This is a genomic window from Aminobacter sp. GW821-FHT11F06, assembly GCF_058808215.1.
Window position 1 is genome coordinate 283,764 of sequence record NZ_JBXARL010000002.1, and the last position, 23,560, is coordinate 307,323.

Annotated in this window: 25 protein-coding genes; 19 read left to right on the plus strand and 6 right to left on the minus strand. The window is 62.1% G+C overall.

Annotated features, from left to right (window positions below; translation table 11 throughout):
• Positions 1-2: 2 nt before the first annotated feature.
• From AC1RTB_RS05810 to AC1RTB_RS05825, 4 genes are all read right to left on the minus strand, one after another.
• Positions 3-1,526, minus strand: a complete 1,524-nt coding sequence (locus AC1RTB_RS05810) for a type II and III secretion system protein family protein (RefSeq protein WP_492875574.1) — start codon at positions 1,524-1,526, stop codon at positions 3-5.
• A complete protein-coding gene (gene cpaB / locus AC1RTB_RS05815) occupies positions 1,523-2,338 on the minus strand; it encodes a Flp pilus assembly protein CpaB (protein ID WP_492875576.1) in 816 nt (271 codons plus the stop codon). Before cpaB ends, AC1RTB_RS05810 begins: the two co-directional genes overlap by 4 nt.
• Before the next feature lie 113 nt (positions 2,339-2,451).
• Positions 2,452-2,973 carry an A24 family peptidase gene (locus AC1RTB_RS05820; RefSeq protein WP_492875578.1) on the minus strand — a complete coding sequence of 174 codons (522 nt, stop codon included), beginning with the start codon at positions 2,971-2,973 and terminating at the stop codon, positions 2,452-2,454.
• Positions 2,974-3,133: 160 nt separating this feature from the next.
• Positions 3,134-3,334 carry a Flp family type IVb pilin gene (locus AC1RTB_RS05825; RefSeq protein ID WP_492875580.1) on the minus strand — a complete coding sequence of 67 codons (201 nt, stop codon included), beginning with the start codon at positions 3,332-3,334 and terminating at the stop codon, positions 3,134-3,136.
• 392 nt (positions 3,335-3,726) lie between these two features.
• On the opposite strand from AC1RTB_RS05825, the gene AC1RTB_RS05830 reads away from it, so the two are divergent.
• The 14 genes from AC1RTB_RS05830 (at position 3,727) to AC1RTB_RS05895 (ending at position 16,890) form a co-directional block, all read left to right on the plus strand.
• Positions 3,727-4,116 (plus strand): pilus assembly protein N-terminal domain-containing protein, encoded by a 390-nt coding sequence (locus tag AC1RTB_RS05830; RefSeq protein WP_492876336.1) that lies wholly within the window; start codon positions 3,727-3,729, stop codon positions 4,114-4,116.
• A gap of 131 nt (positions 4,117-4,247) precedes the next feature.
• Positions 4,248-4,835 carry a TadE/TadG family type IV pilus assembly protein gene (locus tag AC1RTB_RS05835; protein WP_492875582.1) on the plus strand — a complete coding sequence of 196 codons (588 nt, stop codon included), beginning with the start codon at positions 4,248-4,250 and terminating at the stop codon, positions 4,833-4,835.
• 98 nt (positions 4,836-4,933) lie between these two features.
• Entirely contained in the window at positions 4,934-5,512 is a 579-nt protein-coding gene (locus AC1RTB_RS05840) for a TadE/TadG family type IV pilus assembly protein (protein WP_492875584.1), read from the plus strand.
• 120 nt (positions 5,513-5,632) lie between these two features.
• Positions 5,633-6,871: a phosphopentomutase gene (locus AC1RTB_RS05845; protein ID WP_492875586.1), complete on the plus strand. Its 1,239-nt coding sequence runs from the start codon at positions 5,633-5,635 to the stop codon at positions 6,869-6,871.
• Positions 6,864-7,754, plus strand: a complete 891-nt coding sequence (mutM, locus tag AC1RTB_RS05850; RefSeq protein ID WP_492875588.1) for a bifunctional DNA-formamidopyrimidine glycosylase/DNA-(apurinic or apyrimidinic site) lyase — start codon at positions 6,864-6,866, stop codon at positions 7,752-7,754. The genes AC1RTB_RS05845 and mutM overlap by 8 nt, the downstream gene beginning before the upstream one ends.
• Before the next feature lie 50 nt (positions 7,755-7,804).
• Positions 7,805-8,578 (plus strand): enoyl-CoA hydratase, encoded by a 774-nt coding sequence (locus AC1RTB_RS05855; protein ID WP_492875590.1) that lies wholly within the window; start codon positions 7,805-7,807, stop codon positions 8,576-8,578.
• Positions 8,579-8,712: 134 nt separating this feature from the next.
• Positions 8,713-8,979, plus strand: a complete 267-nt coding sequence (gene rpsT, locus AC1RTB_RS05860; protein ID WP_492875592.1) for a 30S ribosomal protein S20 — start codon at positions 8,713-8,715, stop codon at positions 8,977-8,979.
• Between the two features lie 932 nt (positions 8,980-9,911).
• Positions 9,912-11,444: a chromosomal replication initiator protein DnaA gene (gene dnaA, locus AC1RTB_RS05865; protein ID WP_492875594.1), complete on the plus strand. Its 1,533-nt coding sequence runs from the start codon at positions 9,912-9,914 to the stop codon at positions 11,442-11,444.
• Between the two features lie 202 nt (positions 11,445-11,646).
• Positions 11,647-12,765: a DNA polymerase III subunit beta gene (dnaN, locus tag AC1RTB_RS05870; RefSeq protein WP_492875596.1), complete on the plus strand. Its 1,119-nt coding sequence runs from the start codon at positions 11,647-11,649 to the stop codon at positions 12,763-12,765.
• Positions 12,766-12,778: 13 nt separating this feature from the next.
• Positions 12,779-13,951, plus strand: a complete 1,173-nt coding sequence (gene recF / locus AC1RTB_RS05875) for a DNA replication/repair protein RecF (protein ID WP_492875597.1) — start codon at positions 12,779-12,781, stop codon at positions 13,949-13,951.
• A 31-nt stretch (positions 13,952-13,982) separates the two neighbouring features.
• Positions 13,983-14,741 (plus strand): molybdopterin-synthase adenylyltransferase MoeB, encoded by a 759-nt coding sequence (locus tag AC1RTB_RS05880; RefSeq protein ID WP_492875599.1) that lies wholly within the window; start codon positions 13,983-13,985, stop codon positions 14,739-14,741.
• Between the two features lie 3 nt (positions 14,742-14,744).
• The gene (locus AC1RTB_RS05885; protein ID WP_492875601.1) at positions 14,745-15,227 is read left to right on the plus strand and encodes a GNAT family N-acetyltransferase; all 483 of its coding nucleotides are present in this window, start codon (positions 14,745-14,747) and stop codon (positions 15,225-15,227) included.
• Complete coding sequence (locus AC1RTB_RS05890) at positions 15,224-16,477, plus strand: aconitase X (RefSeq protein WP_492875603.1); 1,254 nt, start codon at positions 15,224-15,226, stop codon at positions 16,475-16,477. Before AC1RTB_RS05885 ends, AC1RTB_RS05890 begins: the two co-directional genes overlap by 4 nt.
• A complete protein-coding gene (locus AC1RTB_RS05895; RefSeq protein ID WP_492875605.1) occupies positions 16,474-16,890 on the plus strand; it encodes an aconitase X swivel domain-containing protein in 417 nt (138 codons plus the stop codon). The genes AC1RTB_RS05890 and AC1RTB_RS05895 overlap by 4 nt, the downstream gene beginning before the upstream one ends.
• Here AC1RTB_RS05895 and AC1RTB_RS05900 read toward each other — a convergent pair whose 3' ends face one another.
• Entirely contained in the window at positions 16,891-17,892 is a 1,002-nt protein-coding gene (locus AC1RTB_RS05900) for a 2-hydroxyacid dehydrogenase (protein ID WP_492875607.1), read from the minus strand.
• A gap of 160 nt (positions 17,893-18,052) precedes the next feature.
• Between AC1RTB_RS05900 and AC1RTB_RS05905 the strand changes: the two genes are divergently transcribed.
• A complete protein-coding gene (locus AC1RTB_RS05905; RefSeq protein ID WP_492875609.1) occupies positions 18,053-18,610 on the plus strand; it encodes an SH3 domain-containing protein in 558 nt (185 codons plus the stop codon).
• 41 nt (positions 18,611-18,651) lie between these two features.
• Here AC1RTB_RS05905 and irrA read toward each other — a convergent pair whose 3' ends face one another.
• Positions 18,652-19,050 carry an iron response transcriptional regulator IrrA gene (gene irrA, locus AC1RTB_RS05910; protein WP_492875611.1) on the minus strand — a complete coding sequence of 133 codons (399 nt, stop codon included), beginning with the start codon at positions 19,048-19,050 and terminating at the stop codon, positions 18,652-18,654.
• 277 nt (positions 19,051-19,327) lie between these two features.
• On the opposite strand from irrA, the gene fabA reads away from it, so the two are divergent.
• The 4 genes from fabA to AC1RTB_RS05930 all read left to right on the plus strand — a co-directional run bounded on the left by fabA (position 19,328) and on the right by AC1RTB_RS05930 (position 23,558).
• On the plus strand, positions 19,328-19,846 hold the full coding sequence (fabA, locus tag AC1RTB_RS05915; protein ID WP_492875613.1) for a 3-hydroxyacyl-[acyl-carrier-protein] dehydratase FabA: 519 nt from the start codon (positions 19,328-19,330) through the stop codon (positions 19,844-19,846).
• 32 nt (positions 19,847-19,878) lie between these two features.
• Positions 19,879-21,102 carry a beta-ketoacyl-ACP synthase I gene (gene fabB, locus AC1RTB_RS05920; RefSeq protein WP_492875615.1) on the plus strand — a complete coding sequence of 408 codons (1,224 nt, stop codon included), beginning with the start codon at positions 19,879-19,881 and terminating at the stop codon, positions 21,100-21,102.
• A 10-nt stretch (positions 21,103-21,112) separates the two neighbouring features.
• The gene (gene fabI / locus AC1RTB_RS05925; RefSeq protein ID WP_492875617.1) at positions 21,113-21,925 is read left to right on the plus strand and encodes an enoyl-ACP reductase FabI; all 813 of its coding nucleotides are present in this window, start codon (positions 21,113-21,115) and stop codon (positions 21,923-21,925) included.
• A gap of 94 nt (positions 21,926-22,019) precedes the next feature.
• Positions 22,020-23,558: a putative bifunctional diguanylate cyclase/phosphodiesterase gene (locus AC1RTB_RS05930; protein ID WP_492875619.1), complete on the plus strand. Its 1,539-nt coding sequence runs from the start codon at positions 22,020-22,022 to the stop codon at positions 23,556-23,558.
• Positions 23,559-23,560 lie beyond the last annotated feature (2 nt).

Consider the following 23,560-nt stretch of genomic DNA (forward strand, 5'->3'; position numbering starts at 1 on the left):
GCTCATTTGTAGATGAAGCCGACGACGCCGTGGTAACGGCCGGCGGGCTTGTCTGTTTTCATGGTGCCGTAGACACGATTGACGCGGCCAAGGAATATGCCTGCGCCGTCGCTGGCGGCATTGAAATTGTCGTCGGGCTTGGCGAGCTCGTTGCGCGCGGTCGGGCGTGCGAGATATGGGGTCACGATGATGACCAGCTCGGTTTCGTTGCGCACGAAGTTGCGGCTGCGAAACAGCGTGCCAAGCACCGGCACCTTCGCCAACCCGGGCAGGCCGCTCATAACCTGCTTGATGTCATCGCGAACAAGGCCGGCAATCATCATCGACCCGCCGGACGGAAGCTCGACGGTCGTGTCGGCGAGACGCTTGCGCAGCGACGGCAGCATCGGATTGCCACTAGCTGTGCCCGGCGCTTCATTCGTCGGCTCGGAAACCGCCGTGCGAACCTTCAAACTGATGCGACCGGGCGAAAGGACGACCGGTTTGAAATCAAGGCTGATGCCGTATTCTATCTGGTCATATTTGAGACCGCCGGGATCGGTAACGCCATCCTTGTCACGTTTCGGCGGGCTGACTTCCCGCAAGATGTTGAATTCGCCGCCAACACGAAAGGTCGCCTGCTCGCCGGAGACGGCAGTCAAAGTCGGCTCGGCCAGTGTCTTCATCACACCAGCCTGTTCCATTGCGCTGATCGACGCGCCAACGCCATTCTTCGAAAGAAAGAAATTGCCGGCCTCGCGGACCAAAGGCGCACCAATGCCACCCGGAATGGCGTTATCTATGCTCCAGTTGATTCCGTCTGAGCTGCCTTGCGCCAGCATGTTGACGCCAAGCTGCTTCATCACATTGCGGCTGACCTCCGCCACAGTGACTTTAAGCATCACCTGATCTTCGCCGATGATCTGAAGCAGATTGACGATCTTGCTCGTTTGGCGCGTCCGATCTGGATTGTTGATCGCGACGCCCCCATTGTCTGAACCACCGGAGGCTGTCTGCGAATATTGCCCGGTCGTTGCCTCGCCGCCGGTGACGAAAATCGTCGCCAGATCGACAGCGCGTTTGGAATCGAGCGGCGTGTCGACGGTGCCGGTCAGCACGACGTTGTCGTTCAGCAACTCGACCTTGATGTCGGCGCCAGGAATGAAGCGTTTGATGTAGTCCTCGAGGCCGGCGACATCGCGCTCGACGGCGAGGTCGAGGCTGACGATCTGCTCGCCATTGGGGCCGAAGACGAAGATATTGGTCTCGCCGACCGCCTTGCCGAACAAATAGATGCGACGGGCCGTGCGGGTGACCGCGTCAGCGACCGACGGATTAGCGACCAGAATGTCATAGGCATCGCTGGGCAGATCAATGACCACCGACTTGTTGAGGCCGAGCTTGACGCGCTGGCTGTTGGAACTGTTCGACCCGACCTTGGCCTGGGCCGCGGCGGAAGCTGGCGACTGGTCGATCAAGATGGCACCGGCGGCAAGCACCCCGAGTGCTGTGGCGGCAGTTGCGAAGAGTCTGACGCAGGACCTCATTTCCTGGCTCCCGATTCGGAAATCTCGCCTGTTTTTATAAGCCTGACGGTGCCGCGCTTGCCGCTACCCGAGACCAGGTAGTCGGCCTCGGCGAGGTTCTTTTCCTGCGCATCGGCGACAGAGCGCAGTGCCAACGTCAGCCGGTCCGCCATCTGCTGCGCCACCGTGATGATCTCGGACTGCTGCTGCGTGAGTTCCAGCGTCGCCGTTTGGCCGACCTTGACCTTCTTGCCCTCCTCATCCTCCTGGATGGTCTGGTCGATGGCCAGAACGCGGATGTTGCTGAGGATGGTTTCGGTGGTGAAGCCGCTGCCGGATTTCGCCGCATCGGAGCGGCGGGTCATGATGACATCGACATAATCGTTCGGCAGGATGAAGCCACCGGCAGAGGTGTCGGCCGAGATGGCGGTGGCGACCGCCCGCTTCCCGGCGGGCAGTACAGCAGACATGAAGCTCTGGCCTTCGCCGATCAGCTTCGACTTGCGCAACGGCTCACCACTGAACATGCCAAGACGAGCAACGGAACTCTTGAACTTTTCAAGCGCCTCGGGCTCGGTGCTGCGGGTGATGAAATTGGGATTGAGGCCATCGCTCGGCCAGGGCTGCCAGGCGATGTTGCCCTCCACGAGGCCGCCCATGGGCACGTCGCCGGTCAAGACAAGAACGTCGGTCAGCGCAAGCTGGGGCTGCTGTGGCCCGGATTCAACCATGACCTCCTGTGGAGGCGGTGCTGCCATGTTCTTTGCGACGAAACCGGCGCCGCCAGCGGCAGCAACCGCCACGCCAAGTATCATCAGTCGCGATGCAGCCATCGTCCGAACCCCACCTGGCAAACCCCATCAAGCCAGGCCGGACTGTGCATAAGCAATCGTCAACTTATGGTTAATGCAGTCCTTACGATCGTGATTAATTTTGTCTTACGCACCTATTGCGCCGCAAGCCGCTCGACTGCCCACACCATCAATGGAGAACCGGGATAGGTGACCAGGCCGCCGATGCCGAGTGCGATGCCATAGGGCACGCCGCCGGCGTCCTTGGAAAAATTCCTGAGGAACATGTTCTGGCCGGTGATGTGGGAAAGTGCCGAGCTGCGGAAAGACAGGATCGCCAGCGTCAACAGCCCGCCAAAAACCGCCGATGTGAGAAGATATTCCACCAGCGGAATGCCAAACCCCATCCAAACGCCGGTCGCCGCGATCAGTTTGGCGTCGCCGCCGCCCATGCCACCAAGCGCAAAAAGTGAAAAGGTGATGGTTAGCAAGAGGGCGCCGGCGGCTAGATGCATGCCGATGTCGGCCCAAGCCATACCGGTAAGCGGTGCGACGACGAGGAACACGCCCAGCAACAGCAATGGCACACGATTGGCGATGGTCATCGACATGGTGTCGGAGACAGCCGCAAACACCATGCAGAAGGGAAAAACGACAAAGATTAATGCTTCAAGCATCGCCAAACATCCGTCATTGATCATATCGAACTAGCTTAGCTCGATGGCGTTAAGCCGGGATGAAGAGACTTAATCACCTGATAGCTGTCGCTAGACGAGAAAAGGCTGCCCGAAGACAGCCTTTTCAATAGTCTTGCCCGATTAATGCGTCAGCAAGCTGTTACTGAGCCGGGGCTGGGGTAGCCGGAGCTTTGGGATCAGCAACGATCTTCGCGACATCGGCAAACTTCTTGTCGAGCGCGGTGCCAAGCTGGCCGGCACCGGCAATGATAGCAACTGCGATGAGGGCGGCGATCAGACCGTATTCGATGGCGGTCGCGCCGGATTCGTCCTTCACAAAACGTGAGATAAGGTTGGTCATTGTCAGCTCCTTGCTCCGTGTTACAGCACTTCCGCCAACATTTCTTTGTCGTTGATCGGATGACTGCAACCTATCGGGGAGCTGTTTCGAACGGCTTAAGAAACAGCCTTACCGAAACCTTTCGGCCCTGATTGCAGCCATGTGGTTAACAGCCGACTAAACCGGAAGTTACTATTTTCATTGACACAAAAGCCCTGGAAATGGCGGTGCTTCTATGTTTCGACACCAGTGCTTGGACATGCCGGCGCAGCGTTGCCTCGCCCCCTGGTTGCGGTGGCCAATCGCTTAACCGTTGGTTCACCAAAGTCGTTCATCTTCCATTGAACAGTATAGTGACAGCCGCCGAGGGGCCGACGAGCATGGCGAAGCCAAATCTTTATGTCCTGGGAGTCATGGCCGCCGTGGTGTCGTTTACCGCCGCGCCCACTTACGCAGGCGCGGGCATAGAAGTGACGATGAACCAGGCCAAGATCGTGCGCCTCACCCGTCCGGCCGACACCATCGTAGTTGGCAACTCTGCCATCGCCGACGCTTCTGTGCAGGACGCCTCGACCATCGTACTCACCGGCAAGGGTTTCGGCGTCACCAACCTAGTGGTGCTCGATGCCGAGGGCAGCCCTATCGTCGACGAACAAGTGACTGTCATCCGGCACGACGCGTCGTCCGTGCGGATCTATCGGCGCTCGGAGGTCCAGACGCTGTCATGCACGCCCTTTTGCGAGAGCTCCTACAAGAGCGACGCCGAGCGCATGTCCGAGAGCGAGCTGAACGCCAGCCAATAATGCAGGCACGCCAGGTGCGACAGAGTTAGCGCCCGGTAAAGCCGGCGCGTGCAATTTTGCCGATCATTCAAACCGGACTTCAACAGCTTTGCCTTACAAGTCTGCCCGGACCCAAAAAGAGGCGGTCGGACATGAGCGAAACAGCGCCTGCAGCACAAGACGATACGAAAGCGCATCGGCGGGGTTTCCTCGCCCGGTTCGTGCGCGACCAGAGCGGCAGCACTGCAATCGAATTTGTCATGCTGGCGATCCCGTTCTCACTGCTGGTCTTTGCCATTTTGGAAAGCTGCATCGCCTTTGCCGGCCAGCAGGTGCTGTCAAACGCCGCCGACGACGTCGCCCGTCAGTTCCGCACAGGACAGGTCAGGGCAACAGGATTTACCGAAGAAACATTGAAGGGCATGATCTGCGACAAGCTGGAAATCCTTGTCTCGAAGGACTGCAAGCAACAGCTGCTTGTCGACCTGCGCAGCTATCCGACCTTCACTGACGTTGCCAATGTGAAGCTCAAGCTGACTGGCGACGGCAAGGATAGAGATATCGACACCACGGGGTTCGACGTGAAGCCCGGACCATCGATGTCCAAGAACATGCTGCGTGTCTTTTACCGGTGGCCTGTCATTACCGATTTCATGCGGGCTTCGATGTCGAACCTCAAGGACGGCAAGACGCTGCTGTTTGCGGCTATCGTCTGGCAGAACGAACCATTTAACGACTGAACAATCCATCGGCCTGCGGCGAACCGCGGCCCAAGAAAAGGCAACGCATGTCTATCTGCGCGGGGACACGGTCCATGCTGGAATGGTGGCGGTCGAGCATGCGACCCCTGGTCGGCGACACCCGCGGCATCGCGGCCGTGGAATTCGCTCTGATCGCGCCGCTTTTGTTCTCGCTCTACTTCGTGACCATGGAGGTCTCCCAGGCGATCGAGACCAACAAGAAAGTCAGCCGACTCGCTTCCATGGTGGCCGATCTGATCACCCAGCAACAGACGATCACCGGCACCGAAGTGGATGCGGTGATGAAAATCGGCGAGTCCGTCCTGCAGCCTTACAGTCGCAGCGTCGGCAAGACCTTCATAACGGCGATCCAGGTCACCGATGAGCCGACACCGCAGGTACTGGTGGAATGGTCGCGCAAACTCGTCAACGGCGTCGCCAAGCCTGATCTCGTCAAGGGCATGGCAACGACCGTGCCTGACGCCCTCAGGGTCAGGAACACATTCCTCATCCGCGTCGTCAGCGATCTCGACTACAAGCCGGTGATCACCTGGGCCGCCGAAAGCAAGCCCGTGCTTGGGCTCGCCGCCGCTTTCGACGGCATCTCGATGGGCGAAACCTATTATCTGCGTCCGCGCATGAGCCAGACCATTCCCTGCACAGGGTGTGAACTCTAGGCTCGAGCTCCGCCTCGGCGCAGCATCGCCAGTTGTCAGCTGCGCTTCGCCGGATAATTGCCAATGCCGGCGACTGATCCTATGTCTGTGCCGCAACTGGCAATTGAGAGCCCTTCATAGATGGCGCGTGCGTTCCTGTTCGTCCTGGATTCCTTCGGCATCGGCGGCGCTGCTGACGCAGCTCGCTTCGGCGATGTCGGATCGAACACTTTCGGCCACATCGCCGCTGCCTGCGCTGCCGGGCGGGGTGACCGCGAAGGCCTGCGCAGCGGTCCGCTCCAACTGCCGAACATGGCGTCGCTCGGCCTAGGCCAGTCCGCAAAATTGGCCTCAGGTTTCGACTTCGGCGGCACCGCAAAGCCAGTGACCGGTGCGTTTTATGGCGCAGCGCAGGAGATATCGAGCGGCAAGGATACGCCTTCAGGTCATTGGGAAATCGCAGCACTGCCGGTGACGTTCGGCTGGGGTTATTTTCCGCAGACTATTCCCGCCTTCCCGGCTGCACTTACCGAAGCGATCGTCCGCGAGGGCAACATCCCAGGCATATTGGGCGACTGCCACGCTTCGGGCATCGAGATCATCGAGCGCTTCGGCGAAGAGCACATCCAGACCGGCAAGCCAATTTGCTACACCTCAGTGGATTCCGTGCTCCAGATCGCAGCGCACGAGACCCATTTCGGGCTGGAGCGGCTCTACGCGCTCTGCAAATTGGTTCGCCGCCTCGTCGACCCGCTGAAGATCGGCCGGGTCATCGCGCGTCCCTTTACAGGCGAGAGTACTGAAACCTTCGAGCGCACCCCCAACCGCAAAGACTACGCCGTGCCGCCACCGGAACCGACGCTGCTTGATAGGCTGACTGCGCGCGGCAGCAAGGTCATTGCGATCGGCAAGATCGGCGACATCTTCGCTCACCGGGGCATCAGCGAAATCCGCAAGGGCGTCGGCAACATGGCGATGTTCGACAAGGCGCTCGGCGCCATGGACGATGCCAGCGACGGCGACCTGGTGTTCGCCAATTTCGTCGACTTCGACACCGAATTCGGCCATCGCCGCGACGTGCCGGGCTATGCCGCAGCCCTTGAGGCATTCGACAAGCGCCTGCCGGAAGCCTTTGCGCGATTGAGGCCCGGCGACATGCTCATCCTCACCGCCGACCATGGCAATGATCCGACATGGCGCGGCACCGACCATACGCGCGAACGCATCCCGGTGATCGGCATGGCCCCTGGTATACCAGGCGGCGATGTCGGCCTGCGGCCAACCTTCGCCGACATCGGCGAAACGGTGGCCGCGCATCTCGGGCTGGCCCGAGGGCGCCACGGAAACTCCTTTTACGAAACGATCGCAACCCATGCCTGAATTGCCCGAAGTAGAGACCGTCCGGCGCGGATTGCAGCCGGTGCTTGAAGGCGCGCGGATCGAACGCGTTGAGACCCGCCGCCCCAATCTCCGCTACCCGTTTCCCGACAGCTTCGGCGAACGCCTCACGGGCCACAGGATCACCTCGCTCGGCCGTCGCGCCAAATATCTGATCGCCGACGTCGAAGACGCTCCGCTGCTGATCTGCCATCTCGGCATGTCCGGCTCGTTCCGCATCGAGACCGACGAGGACGTGACAGCCCCGGGCAATTTCCACCATGAGCGCTCGAAATCGGAAACCCACGATCACGTCGTCTTCCACGTGGCCGGCCCCAAGGGCGTGCCGTCGCGCGTCATCTTTAACGATCCCAGGCGTTTCGGCTTCATGCTTTTTGCCGAGCGCGGTGGCGCGGAGCATCCAATGCTGTCCGGCCTCGGCGTCGAGCCAACCGGTAACTCGCTGGATGGCGAGCTGCTCGCTGGCCTTTTCGAAGACAAGAAGACACCGCTCAAGGCCGCCCTGCTCGACCAGCGGCTGATCGCCGGCCTCGGCAACATCTATGTTGCGGAAGCCCTGTGGCGCGCGGGACTGTCGCCACTGCGTGCCGCCGGCACCATTGCCGGCACCGGCAAGGCCGCGCGCGAACGCGCAGCGCTGCTTGCGACTTCCGTGCGGGAGGTGATTGCCGATGCGATCGCGGCCGGAGGGTCCTCGCTGCGCGACTACGTCCATACCGACGGTTCGCTCGGCTATTTCCAGCACTCCTTTTCCGTTTACGACCGCGAGGGCGAACCCTGCCCGCGTCCGGGCTGTGGCGGCCATATCGAGCGCATCGTGCAAAGCGGGCGTTCAACCTTCTATTGCCGCCAGTGCCAGCGCTGAGCTAGAGCAAAGCCTCATTGGTAGTGCTGCGAGACAGGGAGAGCCGCAAGATGGCCTATGATACGATCATCGTGGAAACACGTGGCAAGGTCGGGCTGATCACGCTCAACCGCCCAAAGGCGCTCAATGCGCTCAACTCGCAGGTGCTTGGCGAGCTTCTGGCGGCCACTGCCGCCTTCGAGACCGACAATGGCATCGGCGCCATCGTCATCACCGGCTCGGAAAAGGCTTTCGCTGCCGGCGCCGACATCAAGGAGATGCAGGCCAAGACCTATGTCGACGCCTACATGGAGGATTTCTTCTCAGGCTGGGAAGCCTTTGCGCGCAACCGCAAGCCGATGATCGCGGCGGTCGCCGGCTACGCACTGGGCGGCGGCTGCGAACTCGCCATGATGTGCGACTTCATCATCGCCGCCGACACGGCCAAGTTCGGCCAGCCCGAGATCACGCTCGGCGTCATGCCCGGCATGGGCGGCTCGCAGCGCCTCACCCGCTTCGTTGGCAAGTCGAAGGCGATGGACATGTGCCTGACCGGCCGTATGATGGATGCCACTGAAGCTGAGCGCTCAGGGCTCGTATCGCGCGTCGTGCCAGCGGCCGACCTGATGGAAGAGGCGATGAAGGCGGCAGTCAAGATCGCCAACTTCTCGCTGCCGGCGGTCATGATGTGCAAGGAAGCCGTCAACCGCTCCTACGAACTGACGCTTGCCGAAGGCCTGCGTTTCGAACGCCGCGTATTCCATTCGATGTTCGCGCTCGACGACCAGAAGGAAGGCATGGCGGCCTTTGCCGAGAAGCGGACCGCGAATTTCCACAACCGCTGACCGGAATCGCGTTGACGTTGGCAATAAGCTGAACTATAAGCCGCACCAACCGAGGCGACCCAACGGACGCCCGATTGATTTTTGCGCTTTGCGGGAAGCCGCTCGCGCCCACCTAGAGATCAAAGAGAGGCACCATGGCCAATACCTCCTCGGCCAAGAAGGCAACGCGCAAGATCGCCCGCCGCGCAGCGGTCAACAAGAATCGCCGCTCGCGCGTCCGGACTTATGTCCGCCAGTTCGAAGAGGCACTTGCCTCGGGCGACAAGGCAAAGGCAGAAGCCGCCTTCAGCGTCGCCCAGCCGGAATTGATGCGCGCCGCCACCAAGGGCGTGCTGCACAAGAACACCGCCTCGCGCAAGGTTTCGCGTCTGGCACAGCGGCTCAAGGCACTTTCCGCCTAAGCCCTGCAAGCAATTGGATTTCTGATCAACCCGGCCTAACCAGCCGGGTTTTTCTTTTGCCGGCATGGGGCCGAAAAAGCCGTCCAATAGGCCGCTGAAGCATGCCTTTTAAGGGCCAAGAACTTTGCCGGCATATGCGGTTATTCTTATAAGTACAACCGCTACAAGCAGCCCCGCGTTAAGACTCACCGTGGCAGAAATTACCCTGTAGATTCATAGGCTTGCGCACGGTCATCCACAGGTTGTTCAAGCCACCTGGGGGGCTTGGGGGACAAGTTAGTGTCAAGCGGATTCTTTTAAAAATTTTTCCGGCAGGGTGGGATTTTCTTCGATCTGCGGAAAAGGGTTTGAATCACAAAGGCTTTGTCCGTGCAAGGGCGACAGGCAGGCTTTGAATCCGCGCCCGAGGTAAGCAGATTCATTAAAAACGGGTTAGACTCGGCCTTGCCCTGTCCACAGCGATTTTTGTAAGGTCTTTTTATCGAAGGGACGGGCACCTAGCCCTCTGCCAAGCCTAAAAATCGGCGGCGTTCTCGGCGTGGATGGAATCCGCGATCGGGGGAGGCATGCTCACTTCGATATATACTTGGGGCGTGTGGGGATACACGGCATGGTGACTTTGCATAACGCCGGCGACTTCGCCGGATGGCTACGCATTTGCCTGGTGCTGCTGCCCCCGCAGCACTGGCCCTCTGAAAGTGCCTCAGGGCGCTAAGGAGGCGACTACGGCGCCGCGTGTCCAATTGGACGCGCAAGGGACGCCGCAGCACTTTGAACGATGCATGGCTTTTTTCCGAAAATCGGTTCCGATTTTCGGGGTCCTGCACCGGGGGCTCAGCCGGAAACGGCAGCATCCGAATGAACATACCGGTGGCGATGCGAGCGGCGCGTCTCCATTTGGCAAACAGAACCGAAGATTAGGGATTGCGACAATGCAAAGCGGCATCGAAAGGGAAGCAAATGCGGGCTTTCTTTTTACCGGCGAACTGATCGAGGGTAATGCAGTGGCAGCAAGCAGCGCCGCTGAGAAGAATTTTGACCGGGTCAAGACGCAGCTCCAGGTTCGCCTGGGCAGCGAGGTATTTTCGAGCTGGTTCGGCCGCATGAAGCTTGCGGAAACGTCAAAGGGTGTCGTGCGCCTTTCCGTGCCGACCGCTTTCCTGCGCTCCTGGATCAACAGCCACTATCTCGACCTCATTGCCGAGTTGTGGCGCCAGGAAGAGCCGGAGCTCCTGAAGCTCGAAATCATCATCCGCACGGCGACCCGCATGGCGCGTCCCGGCGTGGAGAGCGAGGCAGCAGCTCTGCGCAAACCGGTGCGCCAGATGCAGACAGCCCTTGCCACGAGCACGGTCGCCGCAGGCCGCACCGAGCGCCCGGCGCCCGGCCGCAACGGCACGGCGGACCAAGAGTTCAAGCAGAGCGTTCTCGGCTCGCCGCTCGACCCGCGCTACACCTTCCAGTCCCTGGTCGAAGGGCCTTCCAACCGCGTCGCCCTGGCCGCGGCACGTGCGGTGGCGGAATCGAACTCGCGCTTCAACCCGCTGTTCCTCCACGCCACGGTAGGCCTCGGCAAGACGCACCTGCTCCAGGCGATCGCCGCCGAGTCGCTGAGCCAGAACCCGAAGTCGCGTGTCGTCTATCTGACCGCCGAATACTTCATGTGGCGTTTTGCGACCGCGATCCGCGACAACAATGCGCTGACGCTCAAGGAGCAGCTGCGCGACATCGACCTTTTGATCATCGACGACATGCAGTTCCTGCAGGGCAAGTCGATCCAGCACGAGTTCTGCCATCTCATCAACATGCTGCTCGACTCGGCCAAGCAGGTTGTGGTCGCAGCCGACCGTCCGCCGGCAGAGCTCGAATCGCTCGAGCCGCGCGTGCGCTCGCGCCTCAATGGCGGCGTGGCGCTCGAAATGTCGGCGCCGGACTTCGGCATGCGCCTTGGCATGCTCAAGATGCGCTTTGCCGGCGCCAAGAACGAAGACCCCAACCTTGCCATGGACGAGGAAATCCTCACCCATGTCGCCCGTACCGTGACCGGCTCGGGCCGCGAGCTTGAAGGCGCCTTCAACCAGCTGATCTTCCGCCAGTCATTCGAGCCCCAGCTGTCGATCGAGCGCATCGACGAGATCCTCGGCCACATCTACCGCTCGGGTGAGCCCAAGCGCGTGCGCATCGAAGACATCCAGCGCATCGTCGCTCGCCACTACAACGTGTCGAAGACCGAGCTTTTGTCGAACCGCCGCACCCGCACCATCGTCAAGCCGCGCCAGATCGCGATGTATCTGGCGAAGGTGATGACGCCGCGCTCGCTGCCCGAAATCGGCAGGCGTTTTGGCGGCCGCGACCACACCACGGTGCTGCACGCCGTGCGCAAGATCGAGGGCCTGTCGGGCGGCGACAACACGCTGGCGCAGGAGCTCGAACTGCTGAGAAGGCTGATCAACGACCAGGCCTGATGGATTGTCGGCACAGGCGACAAGTTGCCGCCTGTGACTTATCCCCAGAACGCCCGCGCAACTTCCTCGGAGTGGCTGCGCGGGCTTGCCTTTCCAGTCTTTTTACTGTCAGACTCAGCGCAATTCCGATCGTGTTGCGGGCTTTGCCGGGCGCATTCGAGCCCGCGAGCCCGCACCTTCAAATAAGCGAGCCTGTTTCGTCATGCGTGTTATCCTGGAACGCTCCAACCTGTTGAAGTCGCTGAACCACGTGCACCGCGTGGTCGAACGGCGGAACACGATCCCGATCCTGTCCAACGTGCTTTTGCAGGCCAGTGGCGCGAGCCTCGAACTGAAGGCCACCGACCTCGATCTCGAGATTTCGGAGGCAACCCCTGCCAATGTCGAGCAAGGTGGAGCCACCACCGTTCCGGCCCACCTGCTCTACGACATCGTGCGCAAGCTGCCCGACGGCGCGGAAGTGATGCTGAAGACCGACGAGGACGGCAACGCCATGTCGGTGGTATCAGGCCGTTCGAGCTTCCGCCTGCAGTGCCTGCCGCAATCGGATTTCCCCGAGCTATCGGCCGGCACGTTTTCCCATATCTTCCGGCTCGAGGCCAATGCGCTCAAGGGCCTGATCGACAAGACCCAGTTCGCCATCTCCACCGAAGAGACGCGCTATTATCTCAACGGCATCTACCTGCACACGCATGAAAGCGGCGGCAAGCTGATGCTGCGCGCGGTTGCGACCGACGGCCACCGCCTGGCGCGGGCCGAGGTCGAGGCACCGGCTGGCTCCGAAGGCATGCCGGGCATCATCATCCCGCGCAAGACCGTCAGCGAGTTGCAGAAGCTGATCGACGATCCGGATATTGCGGTGACGACGGAGATTTCCGACACCAAGATGCGGCTGACCATCGGTGGCGTCATCCTGACCTCGAAGCTGATCGACGGCACCTTCCCCGATTATCAGCGCGTCATTCCAAGCGGCAACGACAAGCAGCTGATCATCGACCGCCAGAGCTTTGCTGCGGCTGTCGACCGCGTGTCGACGATTTCGTCGGAGCGCGGCCGCGCGGTGAAGCTGTCGATCGCCGACGGGCTGGTGACGCTCGCCGTCAACAACCCCGATTCGGGCAGTGCCGTCGAAGAACTCGCCGCCGACTATTCATCGGACCCGATCGAAATCGGCTTCAACGCCAAGTACCTGCTCGACGTCGCCGCCCAACTCAAGGGCAGCGAGGCGCGCTTCATGCTGGCGGACGCCGGATCGCCCACGCTCATCCATGACACAGCCGACGAGAACGCTCTCTACGTGCTGATGCCGATGCGCGTGTAGCGCGCGCGAACCCATGCAAGAGCCGGACACGGGGGGAGAGCGGAAACGCATCCCCTCGACGCATATCAGTAAGCTGACACTTACGGACTTCCGCAATTACGCGTCGCTGTCGGTCGAGTTGCGGCCGGGTGCTGTCGTCTTCACCGGCGAAAACGGCGCCGGCAAGACCAATCTGCTCGAAGCCATCTCCTTTCTGACGCCCGGGCGCGGCCTGCGCCGGGCGCCCTACCCTGACGTCGCACGCGAAGGCAGTGCGGGTGGCTTTTCCGTGCATACCACCGTCGAGGGGCCATTCGGCGACGCCGAGATCGGCACGGGCACCGCACCGGAAGCCGCCAATGAGGCGGGGCGGCGCGTGCGTATCAATGGCGCCAACGCCAAGGCCGACGACATGCTCGAATGGCTGCGCGTTGTCTGGCTGACACCGTCGATGGATGCGTTGTTCACAGGTCCAGCCGGCGACCGCAGGCGATTCCTGGACCGGCTGGTGCTGGCGATCGATCCGGCACACGGCCAGCGCGCGCTCGACTATGAAAAGGCGATGCGCGGTCGCAACCGGCTGCTCACTGAGGACCGCCGCGACCGCGCCTGGTTCGATGCGATCGAGATGCAGATGGCCGAAACAGGTGCTGCAATCGCTGCCGCGCGTGTCGAGATGGTGCGGCTGCTGACTGCGATGATTGGGCGGATGCCCGAAACGGGACCTTTCCCGCAAGCAGAACTTAGCCTTGCCGGTAGCCTCGAACAAAGCATCGGCGACATGCCGGCGGTGGAGCTGGAGGAGAGTTTCCGCCAGGCTCTGGCCGACGGGCGCGACCGCGACCGTGCGGCAGGGCGTACGCTCGAAGGTCCCCACCGCTCCGACCTTCTGGTGCGCCACAAGCCAAAATCCATGCCGGCGGAACTGTGCTCGACCGGCGAACAGAAGGCGCTGCTGATTGGCATCGTCATTTCGCACGCACGGCTCACCGGCGAGATGGCGGGTGCGGCACCCATCCTCCTACTCGACGAGATCGCCGCCCATCTCGACGCCGGGCGGCGGGCAGCACTGTTTTCGATTCTCGAAGAGCTGAACTGCCAGGCCTTCATGACCGGCACCGAAGCGAGCCTGTTTTCGAGCCTTGCCGGGCGGGCGCAGTTCCTGACCGTCGACCATGGCAGCGTGCGACCGACGGAAGGCAACTGACAAGCCGATTTCGCAGCGATATGCTCTTGGTATGAACCAGGCAGCCCCCCTCTCCCAAGACGAACTCGAACGTTATGCCCGCCACATCGTGCTGCCGGAGATCGGCGGCCCGGGCCAGCAGAAGCTCAAGCGCGCCCGTGTGCTGGTGATCGGTGCCGGCGGGCTCGGCGCGCCGGTGCTGGAATATCTCGCCGCAGCCGGCGTCGGCACGCTCGGCATCGTCGACGACGACCATGTCTCGCTGTCCAATTTGCAGCGCCAGGTGATCCACGACACCCAGTCGGTCGGCATTTCCAAGGCCGAAAGTGCCAAAGCTACGATCGCCCGCATCAACCCGCATGTGACGGTCGAACTGCACAAGCTGAGGCTCACGACCGAAAACGCCGGCGAGCTCATCGCCGGCTACGATCTGGTCATCGACGGTTCCGACAATTTCGAGACGCGTTATGCGGTTGCCGACGCCAGCGCCGAGGTAAAGCGCCCGCTGGTGCATGCCGCGGTCGGGCGATTCGATGGCTCGATCACCGTGCTGAAGCCGTTCGAGACCAATACCGAAGGCCACCGCAACCCCTCATACCGTGACCTTTTTCCCGAACCGCCGCCGGCGGGGCTGGTGCCGTCCTGCGCCGAGGCCGGCGTGCTGGGTGCGTTGACCGGTGTCATGGGCACGTTGCAGGCGATGGAAGCGATCAAGCTGATCACCGGCATCGGCGAGCCGCTTGTCGGCCGCCTGCTGCTCTACGACGCGCTCGGCGCGCGTTTCGACACCGTGCGTTACAAAGCCTCGTGAGCCATGACCGTTGACGTGACCATTACCCGCCTGCCCGAGAATTTCGACCGCTGGGACGAGTTGCTCGATCTGATCATGCGCTCCTTCGCCTATATGGACGGCGTCATCGACCCGCCGTCTTCGGCGCATCGGCTGTCTCAGGCCAATCTGCGCGACAAGGCCAAGGACGAGGTCTGCTTTATCGCCACGCTTGAAGGGCGAATCGTCGGCTGCATCTTCGCCGCCGAACGGACCAATGTGTTTTATGTCGGCAAGCTTGCCGTCGACGACAGCGCGCGCGGCGCTGGCATCGGCCGGGCGCTGATGCTGGCTGCCGAGCGTCACGCCATCGAACAGGGCAAGCCGGTGCTCGAACTCCAGACCCGAATCGAACTCGCCGCCAACCACGCGACCTTTTCGCGGATGGGCTTCGTCGAGTTCGAGCGCACGGCGCATGAGGGTTTCGACCGGCCGACCTCGATCACCTTTCGAAAGGCGCTCCATTGAGCCTCGAGCTGACCACTGAGGAGCGGCGAATCGCCGACGGCCGTGATGGTGCGGCGATGGCGATGCGCATCGTTGCCGAAAGTGCCGCCCTGCTCGGGGCGCCCCGGCTGATCCCCATCGCCTCCGCCCATATCGATGGGGCGCTCTATCATGGCGATTCGGGCACATTGTTTGCCGAAAGGCTGGCCGAAGGCGGTGCGCGCGTTGCCGTGCGCGCGACGCTCAATGTCGGCGCGCTCGACCTCACCGGCTGTTCGCGTGTCAGGCTCGCCGAGCCGCAACGCTCCATGGCGCGGCGGATGATGGAAGCTTACCGCAAGCTCGGCTGCGAGCAGAGCTGGACCTGCGCGCCCTATCAAGCCGGCCACCGCCCGGCCTTCGGCACTGACGTCGCCTGGGGCGAATCGAATGCCGTCGTCTTCTGCAATTCGGTGCTCGGCGCACGCACCAACCGCTATGGCGATTTCTTGGACATTGCCTGCGCGATATCGGGCCGCGCGCCTGACTATGGCCTGCACCGTCAGGAGAATCGCCTGGCAAAGCTGGTGTTCGACGTCTCCGCCCTGCCCCAAGCATTCCTCGGTTCCGAAATCGCCTGGCCGGTGCTCGGCAGCCTCTATGGCCGCGAGGTTGGCGACGCCATCGGCGTGGTCACCGGCGTGGTCAAACACCCCGGCGAGGATGCGCTCAAGGCATTCGGCGCGGCAGCCGCCTCGTCGGGCGCGGTCGGCCTGTTCCACATCGCCGGCGTCACGCCTGAAGCGCGGGATGTTGAGACTGCGCTCGGCGGCGTGAAGGCCGAGGCAGTGATTCACGTGACACCCCAAATGATCGCCGAGGCGCAGGCGCGGCTCTCGACCGCCCAAAATGCCGACCGAATCGACGCGGTCGCCATCGGCAGCCCGCATCTGTCGCTCGCCGAGTTCGACGCGCTGGAGCGGCTGATCGGCGGACGGCGGCTCAGTGTTCCCATCCACGCCTGCACCGGACGCCATGTGCTGGGCGCGTTGGACCGCGATGGCCGGCGCAAGGCGCTGGAAGCATTGGGCGTGGTGATCGTTGCCGACACCTGCGTGGTGGTGACGCCGATCCTGCCGGATCTTTCGGGCGGTGTGCTGATGACCAATTCGGGAAAATTCGCGCATTATGCGCCGGGCAATACCGGCTACGCCGTGCTCTACGGCTCGCTTGCCGACTGCGTCGAGAGTGCCGTTACCGGCAAGCCGGTGTTCGCGAGGCTCAGCTCATGAGCACGCGCGCCCAAATCCTGGTGCCGGGCGAAGCCGGCGAAGGCCCTGCGCTGATCCTGTCGGCGCCAATCAGCTTCTGGGGCGGGGTCGACCCGAGATCCGGGCGCATCGGCGATGTGCGCCACCCCGAATGCGGCCAGAGCATCGCCGGAAAGGTACTGTTTTTGCCGGGCACCATCGGCTCGTCGTCGGCGTCGGCGGTGCTGATGGAGCTTGTGCACGCCGGCCACGCGCCGGTGGCCCTTGTGCTCAACGAGCCCGACGCCATCCTGCTGCTCGGCCTGATCGTGGCGCGCGAGATGGGCTGGGCAACGCCGGTGGCGGTGAAATTGCCGCGCAAGGAATTCCAGGCTTTTGCCGGTAGGCAGGTCATTGTCGGTGCGGATGGAAATATCGCTCCATCCGCCAGCTGATTAGGTCCTCAGCGGCAGCACGCGATCCGGCGGGCGGTGTCCGTCGACATGGGCGCGGATGTTGATGATGACCTTTTCGCCCATATCGATTCGGCCTTCGATGGTGGCCGAGCCCATATGCGGCATCAGCACCACCTTGCCCCTGGCGGCAAGCTTGAGCAGCTTGTGGTTGACCGCCGGCTCGTGCTCGAACACGTCAAGCGCCGCACCGGCAAGCTTGCCGTCCTGCAGCATCTTGACCAGCGCGTCCTCGTCGATGATGTCGCCACGGGCGATGTTGACGAGGTAGGCGTGCGGCTGCATCAGCGCCAGCCTACGACCCGACAGCAGGTGGAAGGTCGCCGGCGTCGAGGGGCAGTTGATCGAGATGATGTCCATGCGGGCGAGCATCTGGTCGAGGCTCTCCCAATAGGTCGCCTCCAGCTCGTCTTCGACCGACTGCAGCACGCGGTGGCGGTTGTGATAGTGGATCGACAGGCCGAAAGCCTTGGCGCGGCGGGCAACGGCGGTGCCGATGCGGCCCATGCCGACGATGCCCAGGCGCTTGCCGCCAATGCGGCGGCCAAGCATCCAGGTCGGCGACCAGCCGGCCCATTTCTTGTCACCGGTGAGAACGCTGGCGCCCTCGGTCAGGCGGCGCGGCACGGCGAGCATCAGCGCCATGGCCATGTCGGCGGTGTCTTCGGTCAGAACATTCGGCGTGTTGGTGACGGTGATTCCGCGCTTGGAAGCGGCGGTGACGTCAATCTTGTCGACGCCATTGCCGAAATTGGCGATCAGCTTGAGATTGGGTCCGGCCTGCTCGATCAGGGCGGCGTCGATCGTGTCGGTCACCGTCGGCACCAGAACGTCGGCTTCCTTGACCGCCGCAACCAGCTCCGGCTGGGTCATGGGACGGTCATCGACATTGAGGCGCGCGTCGAAGAGTTCACGCATGCGCGTTTCGACCTGGTCGGGCAGCTTGCGCGTGATGATGACGAGAGGCTTTTTTCGACCGGCCATTCTATCCTCGACGGAGATCTCGTTGAGACCTCTTTAACCAAGACCGGCGAAACTGCAATCCGATCCATGAGCGGTAATCTGTGTAACAAGCAGTGCCGACGAAGACAAAGAAAAAGGGTGCCCACCCAAAGGGCACCAAGTTCAAACAGAGGTTACGGAAGTGTCTGGTTTTGCGTCGCTCCGTCTGGCCGTCAGCGCAGCCCTGATCGGTCTTGCTTTCGTTTCGCCTGACACCGGTTTCGTCGGCCCCGCTGCGGCGGCCCAGGACGTCACGCTCGGCCCAAGCGGGCTGCCACTGCCGCGATTCGTCAGCCTCAAGTCGGGCAAGGTCAATTCGCGCATCGGCCCCGGCGCCAATTATCCGGTCAGCTGGCTCTATCTCAAGCCGGGCCTGCCGATGGAAATCATCCAAGAATATGACAACTGGCGCCGGGTGCGCGATGCCGAAGGTGCCGAGGGCTGGATCAACCAGTCGCTGCTGTCGGGTCATCGCACGGCGATGACGGCGCCCTGGCAGCGCGGAAAGCCGGCACAGCTCAACTTGCTGGCAAGGCCAGAACAGGGTGCGCGCGCAGTCGCCATCATCGACCCGGGCGTCGTCGGCTCAATCAAGCAGTGCAACGGCAATTGGTGCGAGATGACCTTCGCCGGTCAGACCGGCTGGCTCAGCCAGTCGCAGGTCTGGGGTGCCTATCCAGGCGAAAGCATCGAGAATTGATGAATATGCGTCCCGGCTTTGCCTGCCGGGACCGCTGAACCTCAGGCCGGGCGCTTGGGCCTGAGTCTCACCACGATATCGACATTGGCGATTTCCATGCCTTCGGGAGGTTCCGGCAGGTTGGTAACCGTCACGGGTCCCGATTCGATATCGAACACCCGGTTTTCGCCTTCAACAAAGAAGTGATGGTGATCGGAAGTGTTGGTGTCGAAATAGGTCTTGGAGCCTTCAACCGCGAGAATGCGCAAAAGCCCTGACTCGGTGAACTGGTGCAGCGCGTTGTAGACGGTCGCCAGCGACACTGGCACGCCGGCCGACAAGGCTTCCTCGTGCAGTTCTTCAGCAGAAAGGTGACGATCGCCCTTGGCGAACAGGAGTTCAGCCAACGCGATGCGTTGACGCGTGGGCCTGAGCCCCGCATCGCGGACACGCGTTTCCACAGCAATACTTGCCTTGTGGGAATCCACTCGTTGCCTCGTCGAAGTTCGCCTTCGCCCCAAATCAAGCCTGCCAACGGCGCCAAAAGCTGAATAGGCAGCCGGCAAGCTATGCCAGACATATATTCGGTAGGTCAAATGCGATCAATAGCGCGCATTGACCCAGGCTGATGTGCGCGTTAATCGCAAACGCCGGTTTCCGGCAGCAAACAGTCTGTGCTAGTGAGAGCACACAAGAAGGGCGTAGCAGCGCCCGAAAGCTTTGACGGGGAAGGTGTTGATGGCCGATCAGAAATCCAGCTACAGCTATGAAGAACTGCTGGCTTGCGCCCGCGGCGAGCTGTTCGGACCCGGCAATGCCCAGCTGCCCTACCCGCCGATGCTGATGTTCAATCGCATCACCGAAATCAGCGAGACCGGCGGCGAGTTCGACAAGGGCTTCGTCCGCGCCGAATTCGATATCCACCCCGACCTGTGGTTCTTCCCTTGCCATTTCATCGGCAATCCCATCATGCCGGGCTGCCTAGGCCTCGACGCCATGTGGCAGCTGACCGGCTTTTTCCTCGGCTGGCTTGGCGAGTCCGGCAAGGGCATGGCTCTTTCCACCGGCGAGGTGAAGTTCAAGGGCATGGTCACGCCTTCGGTCAAGAAGGTCGAGTATGGCATCGACTTCAAGCGCGTCATGCGTGGCCGCCTGGTCCTGGGCATCGCCGATGGCTGGTTGAAGGCCGACGGCGAACCTATCTACAAGGCCCTCGACCTCAAGGTCGGGCTCTCGAAGCAGGAAGCCGCGGCCTAAAGGGTCGCCGGTCATTCTGAAAGGAAATCTGAATGAGACGGGTCGTCGTATCTGGCCTTGGAATCGTGTCGTCCATCGGCAACAACGCTTCTGAAGTGCAAGCCTCGCTGCGTGACGCCAAGTCCGGCATCAGCTTTTCCGAATCCTTCGCCGAGCACGGTTTCAAGTGCCAGGTCTGGGGTTCGCCGAATCTCGACACATCAGAACTCGTCGACCGTCGCGCCGCCCGCTTCCTGTCGCAGGGCGGCATGTGGAACCATGTCGCGATGAAGCAGGCGATCGCCGACAGCGGGCTCGAAGAAACAGACATCTCCGGCAATGAGCGCACCGGCATCATCATGGGATCGGGCGGTCCTTCGACGCGCACGATCGTTGAAGCCGCGGAAATCACGCTGAAAAACAACAGCCCCAAGCGCATCGGGCCGTTCGCTGTGCCGAAGGCGATGTCGTCGACCGCATCGGCGACGCTTGCCACCTGGTTCAAGATCCACGGCGTCAATTACTCGATCTCGTCGGCCTGCTCGACCTCGGCGCATTGCATCGGCAACGCGGCGGAGATGATCCAGTGGGGCAAGCAGGACATCATGTTCGCCGGCGGCCACGAGGACCTCGACTGGACCATGTCGAACCTGTTCGACGCGATGGGGGCCATGTCGTCCAAATACAACGACCGCGCTTCGGTTGCCTCGCGCGCCTACGACCTCAACCGCGACGGCTTCGTCATTGCCGGCGGTGCGGGCGTGCTGGTGCTTGAAGAGCTGGAGCATGCCAAGGCGCGCGGCGCCAAGATCTATGCCGAGCTGGTCGGCTACGGCGCGACCTCCGACGGCTACGATATGGTTGCACCGTCGGGCGAAGGCGCCATGCGCTGCATGCGCCAGGCGCTGTCGACGGTGAAAGGCCCGGTCGACTACATCAATACCCACGGCACCTCGACACCGGTGGGCGACAGCAAGGAAATGGGCGCCATCCGCGGCGTGTTCGCCGACAAGATGCCGAACATCACCTCGACCAAGTCGCTGACCGGCCACTCGCTGGGTGCCGCCGGCGTACAGGAATCGATCTACTCGATCCTGATGATGCAGGGCGGCTTCATCGGCGAGAGCGCGCATATCGAAGAGCTTGACCCGGAATTCGAAGGCATGCCGATCGTGCGCAAGCGCATCGACAACGCCAAGATCGATACCGTGCTGTCCAACTCATTCGGCTTCGGCGGCACCAACGCCACGCTCGTTTTCCAGCGCCATTCCGCATAGGGACACAGACATGGACGGATTGATGAAGGGCAAGCGCGGGCTCGTCATGGGCGTTGCGAACGACCACTCCATTGCCTGGGGTATCGCCAACAAGCTTGCCGAGCACGGCGCCGAACTGGCTTTCACCTATCAGGGCGAAGCCTTCGGGCGCCGCGTCAAGCCGCTGGCCGAGAAGATCGGCGCTTCGCTTGTCATCCCTTGCGACGTCGAAGACAGCGCATCGGTTGCCGCGACCTTCGAGACGTTGAAGGAAAAGTGGGGCGGCATCGACTTCCTGGTGCACGCCATCGGCTTCTCCGACAAGAACGAGCTCAAGGGCCTCTACGCCGACACCACGCGCGACAACTTCGTCCGCACCATGGTGATCTCGTGCTTCTCCTTTACCGAGGTCGCCAAGCATGCGGCAGCCTTGATGAACGAAGGCGGATCGATGATCACGCTGACCTATGCGGGTTCGGTGCGCGTCATGCCGAACTACAACGTCATGGGCGTGGCCAAGGCCGGCCTCGAGGCAAGTGTGCGTTACCTCGCCAACGACTACGGCCCGCGCGGCATCCGCATCAACGGCATTTCGGCCGGACCGGTGCGCACGCTGGCGGGCGCCGGCATCGCCGATGCGCGCCACATGTTCTCCTACCAGCAGCGCAACTCGCCGCTGCGCCGCACCGTGACCCTCGAAGAGGTCGGTGGGTCGGCGCTCTACCTGCTCTCCGACCTGTCGTCGGGTGTCACCGGCGAAATCCACTATGTCGATTCGGGCTATCACATCGTCTCGATGCCAACGCTCGACGAGCTCAAGCAGATGGATGGCGGGCGCGACTAAAAAGTCCGCCCGGCGCTAAAATTGTAGACAATCGCGGCAAGCGATCTTAACGAGCGAATCGGTAGAAACGACGCGCAAGTTAGGAACACCACGCATGCCTGCCGTCAGGAATCCCAGCCGAAGCCCATTGTTTCGGATTATCACCATCGCCGCTTCGGGCATGGGAAGTTTCGTACTGGGTACATGGGGCCTGAAATTCGCCCTTGGCGACGAAATCGGTGGCATGTCGAGCGAGACTGTCGGTGCGATCATCGCCGCGCTGTGTGCGCTGGCCGCATCGATCGCCGCGATGTCGTTTTTCGCCGGCGTCGACGAGTCGGCCGACTATGTCTTCAACGAGACCCATTTCTGCAAGCTGACCGGGCTTCTGGCGCGCACGGCTATGGTCGGCAAGATCGCCGAGGCGGCGTCCGCCACGGCCCGCACCGGCAAGCCGGTATTCCTCATCGACATCGATATCGACCGTTTCAAGCAGATCAACGACGCCATCGGCTACAGCAATGGCGACGCGCTGATCCGCGCCTTCACGGCAAGGCTCAAGGCAGCGCTGCCGCGCGACGTGGTCGTGGGGCGCATCGGCGCGGGCGAATTCGCCATTCTCCACCCAGACCAGGTGCTTAGCGGTTCGCTGGAAGCCCTGATCGAACGCCTGATCCACGATCTGATGCGGCCCTACCCGCTGCCGTCCCATCTCCAGTCGGTCAACGTCTCGGTCGGCGTGGTCGCCATGCCCAAGGATGGCTACGACCCGGTTGTGCTTTTGCGCCGCTCGAATCTCGCGCTGCAGAACGCACGAGCCAGCGGCATCGGCGACTGGGCCGTCTTCCAGCCCGAAATGGGCAAGGTCGCGGACCATCGCCAGTGGGTTGAATCGGAACTGCATGTCGCCTTCGAGCGTGGCGATTTCGACCTGCACTACCAGCCACAGCTCGACCTGTCGTCCGGCCGGGTCGTCGGCTATGAGGCGCTGATCCGCTGGCAGCATCCCGAACGCGGCATGATCCCGCCGGTCGAGTTCATCTCGGTCGCCGAAGAGACCGGCATGATCGCGCCGATCGGCGAGTGGGTGCTGCGCAAGGCCTGCATCGATGCGCGCCTGCTGCCCGACGATTGTTTCGTTGCGGTCAACATTTCTCCGGTGCAGTTCATGACCCGCGACTTCGTCGGCATCGTTCAGCGGATCATGAAGGAAACCGGCATCGAGCCCAGGCGGCTTGAACTGGAACTGACCGAATCGGCGATGATGCAGGACCGCGACCGCGCGGCCTTGATCCTCAAGCAGCTGACGGCGATGGGCATTTCAGTGGCGGTCGACGATTTCGGCACCGGCTACTCCAACCTCGCCTATCTGATCGACTTCTCATTCCACAAGCTGAAGATCGACCGCTCATTTGTCAGCCGCATGGAAACCGACAGCAATTCAGGTGCGGTGATCTCGACGATCGTTGGCCTGTCACGGGCGCTCGGCGTGCGCACGATTGCCGAGGGCGTGGAGACGGAAAACCAGGCGACCCTGCTCAGGGCTACCGGCTGCCAGGAAGTACAAGGCTATTTCTTCGGACGCCCGGCACCGCTCAACATCGGCGACCTGGCCGTCGCCAAGGCCACCGAGCGCGCCGCCAGCGTCCATTGATT